At 52.2% G+C, this 3,633-nt stretch carries 8 protein-coding genes; 4 read left to right on the top strand and 4 right to left on the bottom strand.

The genetic code is table 11. From position 1 onward, the window contains the following. The 4 genes from ABVT36_RS18755 to ABVT36_RS18740 all read right to left on the bottom strand — a co-directional run. Positions 1-387, bottom strand: a 387-nt coding sequence (locus tag ABVT36_RS18755) for a hypothetical protein (RefSeq protein ID WP_368457921.1), incomplete at its 3' end; no start/stop codon positions are given. Continuing rightward, a complete protein-coding gene (locus ABVT36_RS18750; RefSeq protein ID WP_367152917.1) occupies positions 384-875 on the bottom strand; it encodes an HNH endonuclease in 492 nt (163 codons plus the stop codon). The genes ABVT36_RS18755 and ABVT36_RS18750, both read right to left, overlap by 4 nt. Continuing rightward, a complete protein-coding gene (locus tag ABVT36_RS18745) occupies positions 872-1,261 on the bottom strand; it encodes a hypothetical protein (RefSeq protein WP_368457920.1) in 390 nt (129 codons plus the stop codon). The genes ABVT36_RS18750 and ABVT36_RS18745 overlap by 4 nt, the downstream gene beginning before the upstream one ends. A gap of 188 nt (positions 1,262-1,449) precedes the next feature. Further along, positions 1,450-2,253, bottom strand: a complete 804-nt coding sequence (locus ABVT36_RS18740; protein WP_368457919.1) for a LexA family protein — start codon at positions 2,251-2,253, stop codon at positions 1,450-1,452. Between ABVT36_RS18740 and ABVT36_RS18735 the strand changes: the two genes are divergently transcribed. From ABVT36_RS18735 to ABVT36_RS18720, 4 genes are all read left to right on the top strand, one after another. Then, entirely contained in the window at positions 2,252-2,515 is a 264-nt protein-coding gene (locus ABVT36_RS18735; protein ID WP_368457918.1) for a hypothetical protein, read from the top strand. The two genes, ABVT36_RS18740 and ABVT36_RS18735, sit on opposite strands and share 2 nt — an antisense overlap. 80 nt (positions 2,516-2,595) lie before the next feature. After that, complete coding sequence (locus ABVT36_RS18730; protein ID WP_367148952.1) at positions 2,596-2,910, top strand: CII family transcriptional regulator; 315 nt, start codon at positions 2,596-2,598, stop codon at positions 2,908-2,910. After that, positions 2,898-3,188 (top strand): hypothetical protein, encoded by a 291-nt coding sequence (locus ABVT36_RS18725; protein ID WP_368457917.1) that lies wholly within the window; start codon positions 2,898-2,900, stop codon positions 3,186-3,188. Before ABVT36_RS18730 ends, ABVT36_RS18725 begins: the two co-directional genes overlap by 13 nt. Continuing rightward, on the top strand, positions 3,166-3,633 hold a 468-nt coding region (locus ABVT36_RS18720; protein ID WP_368457916.1), incomplete at its 3' end, for a hypothetical protein. The genes ABVT36_RS18725 and ABVT36_RS18720, both read left to right, overlap by 23 nt.

Raw genomic sequence — 3,633 nt, 5'->3', positions numbered from 1 at the left:
CGGTTTCCTTTGTCGTTGCGGGGTAGGGAAGGGAATCACTTCCCCGCGTTTTGCCCCGCCCAGATCACAGATGGCATCCTCTTCAGCCCAGCTGGTGTCACGCAGCACCAGCGACAGGCGTTCCCGCACAATGGCTTGGGTTTCATCAACCCACTCCCAACGCTTCAGGTCGCCGACGGGGTAGGGGTTTTCACAGTGGCCCCAGCGCTGATAGGACTGACGGCAGCGCTCGCGAATGGCTTTGCAGACCTCTTCCCACCAGTCCATGTCACAAGCGCGAACCACGGTTACTTTCAGGCCAGGAAACAGGTAGCTGGCCCGACGGCTGGCTGCGACCGCAATGGCGCTAATGCTGGCTGTATCGAGGTTGAGTCGTATGGATTTCATTGCTCAGCCACCTCCGCTCGCATTGCTTCGCGCAGCCGAACCTTCTCAATTACCGGGAGATTGTCAGCTTTCTGGTTGCAGGATTTATGAGCCAACACCAAGTTCTCTAATCTGTTCGGACCGCGTTGACTGAGTGCAACCAGATGCTCCACGGTGGCATCTGTATCAAGTGGCTTCCCGCAGTAAAAACACTCATCGCCGTCGCGCTTCAAAAGCTGCAGCTTGCGTTTATTCCCATAAAAGCGCTTTGTTGGTTTTCCCTTCCCAGCCCACTTTCCATTGGAGAAATACGCGTTTAAAGCCTCCGTAACGAGTGGGCTGCTGACAGAGAGCCTCCCCTTACTGTTTCGATAGACGACGCCGACACCCTTAGAACAACGGAAACGAATCACCTCATATTCATTAGTGATCGGCAGCATCTCTGCGCCCTGGTTGCCAAGCCATTTCATGAAGCTGATGATTCGTTTTTCAGAGAGGCGGTTGATCATTCCAGCCAACCCCAGCAGCGAGCTTCGGCTGAGAACTCCTCAAAATGCTCCTCGGCAATGTGCGCTATGGCTTTGCGAGCGGCCTCTTGGAGCTTGATTCCTGCCTTTGCTGCGTCTTGAAGTGATAACCAGCCGATGTATTCAGGGCCGGTGCTATCGGAGTTCCCGGCCAGGCTGTCGATCCGGTCTGGCATTTCATCGGCGAACAATTCGTAGGCACGCTCGGCAGCTTTGCTCAAAATGCCGCGCTCTTTTAATAAGCGGTACTCGATGAATTCGGCGACTGCCTCGATGTCCTTTTGGGTGATTTCCCGCTGGCTGTCCTGGTGGCACTCGTAGTCGGGCAGGGCTTCCTCTACTGGCCTGGCTGAGCTGGTGGCGTACATAACTGTTGTCCTTGCTCTGTAGCTATGAATCAATAATCAACTAAAGGTTGATCGAAGTCAACAACTAATGGTTGATTTTCGGCGCGCTATAAAACAACGGAATCGTGAGCTGGAGCTTGCAGACAATAAAAAAGCCCCAAAGGGGCTTTGTGGGAAGTGTAAGGGGCTTTTTTTATGCCCTTTGCTATCTATCCAGGCATGTAATAACCGATTATCACGCCACAGATGTGTAATTTTTGTCCAGTTACATCAAGGGTTGGGTAGCTAGGGTTGATCGCTTTCAAGTAGGTTTTGCCGGCATCCTCAATATAGGTCTTAAAAGTTACTTCGCCGTCTATCTTGGCAATCACTCTGGAGCCATTTGTCACTTCTATTTCTGGATCCACATAGATGATCGCCCCTTCAGGGTATGAGCGTTGGCCAGGGTAGGGGCTAGTCATTGAGTCGCCACGGACATGCAGCGCATAGGTTCTGCGAGAATGGGGCACTGGGCATGGCATTAGTGCCTCAGCATCACCGGCTAAATAGGGGTCTATTGCTTCACAAAACTCACCAGCCTGGACCCAGCTGATTAGCGGAACCAATGTAATGTCTTTGGGCCCTGGAGCGACGTTCGTGTAATAAGTGGAAGAGCTCTCGCGCACTCCATGGCTCTCTCTTTTGGGAGCCTCCCCGAACTGCAACCATGAGGGTTGAACACCCAGCCAGTCCGCCAGTATCTGCATATTTGCCCGCGCGGGCATCGACTCACAATTGAGCCACTTGTTAATTGCCTGGGTAGTCGCCTTGGCCCCGCGCCGCTTCAGCTCTTCATGGATAGTGACACCAAAATTCTTTTTGACGCCTTTATCCGCAAGCGCTTCTGTTAACCGCCGAACGAACTCTTTTCTGATCTGAGTAGTGTCAACCATCAGTTGAGTATTGCATAGGGGTTGATCAAGTATCAGTTGATCTATATTATCAACTGAAAGTTGACTTTTTGGGGGCGTCATGGGTACTCCAGATTTTGATTCATCCCTAGGGGTGAAAACGGCTGTCAAGTTTGCTGGTGGCCCTCTACGGGTCGCACAGCACTGCGAAATATCCACCAGTGCCGTGCATAAGTGGATTACTAACGGTCGGCTGCCAAGGACTGAATACACGGGTGAAACCAAATATGCCGAAATTTTGGCTGAACTGTCAGGCGGCAAATTTGAAGCGTCTTATCTGTTGGAAAGTTTGAAAACGATGAAGATGGCGACACAGCGCAAATAGTGCCGAATCGCGGTTGTAGCGACTCATAGGGCTATTTGTCGAAGCGATAGCTGAGTAGAGCGACATACAGGAACCCTCGCATGGATTTGTTGAGTGAAGAATCGCGGCAAGTGTCGGAAAGAGCCAGAAAGAACCTTTCCGCCCTATTGACCGGCCTTTCTCGGGTAGGGCAGGTGAATGTCGCACGTTCGCTTGGCTGCTCCGAGGCGAAGGTCAGCAAGATGAAGGATGGTGACCTTGAGATGTTCGCAAAGATGTTGGCGGCGTGTGAGTTGAAAGTGGTTCCAACGACCTATCGCTGTGCAAAGCCCGAGATTATTGATGCTGCCCTGGTATTTGCTCGGGCAGCGCTGGAGCAGACAGAGAGGTGTCAATCACTGGTATGGGACGACTGAAGCTCGTGAGGGTGGATTGGGTGGACAGCGCCCAGCCCTACGGCTGCTGGAATCACCTGAGCGACCTGCCACCGCTGGAAGTGGTGGAATGCAAGACGGTGGGATGGCTGGTTGCAGAGAGTGATGAGGTGCTGATGCTGGCGCAGAACCTCGGAGACGTGAATACCGAGAGCGCCCAGGCATCCGGCTTGATGCGCATCCCTAGAGTCTGTGTGAAGCGGATAGCTGTATTGTGCCAACTGGACGGAGGCGAAAGTGGAACTAACGCTCTCAATTAATCAGGCGAAGAGTATCGAGTGGGAGCTGAACCTTCAGCAGGCCACTTTGTTCTCCTTTATCCTGGGTGCCGCCTCATGGGCGGATAAGCAGGAAGGCTATTGGTATCTCAGTAAGGGCAAGATCATCGAGGAGCTGCCCATCCTCTCCGACAAACGAGATACCGTTTACCGGTTGGCTTCTCAACTGATTCGAAAAGACCTGATTGAACGAAAGATCATCAATGGCGGGGATTACTACCGAGTGACCCAAAAGGGACTTCAGTGGAACAAGGCTGAGGTCGGAAAAAAATCCGAGGGTCGGAAAAATATCCGAGGGTCGGAAAAAAATCCGAACAACCTCGGAAAAAAATCCGAGGTAGGGTCGGAAAAAAATCCGACGTATCAGTATACCAATCTATCAGGTTACCAAGATCAGAATATAAATACTTCGGACCCGCCTGGTGAC

It is taken from the genome of Microbulbifer sp. TYP-18 (assembly GCF_040932045.1).
Lineage (GTDB): Bacteria > Pseudomonadota > Gammaproteobacteria > Pseudomonadales > Cellvibrionaceae > Microbulbifer.
The sequence above is the reverse complement of the archived record's forward strand: the minus strand, read 5'-3'. Positions and strand labels throughout refer to the sequence as shown.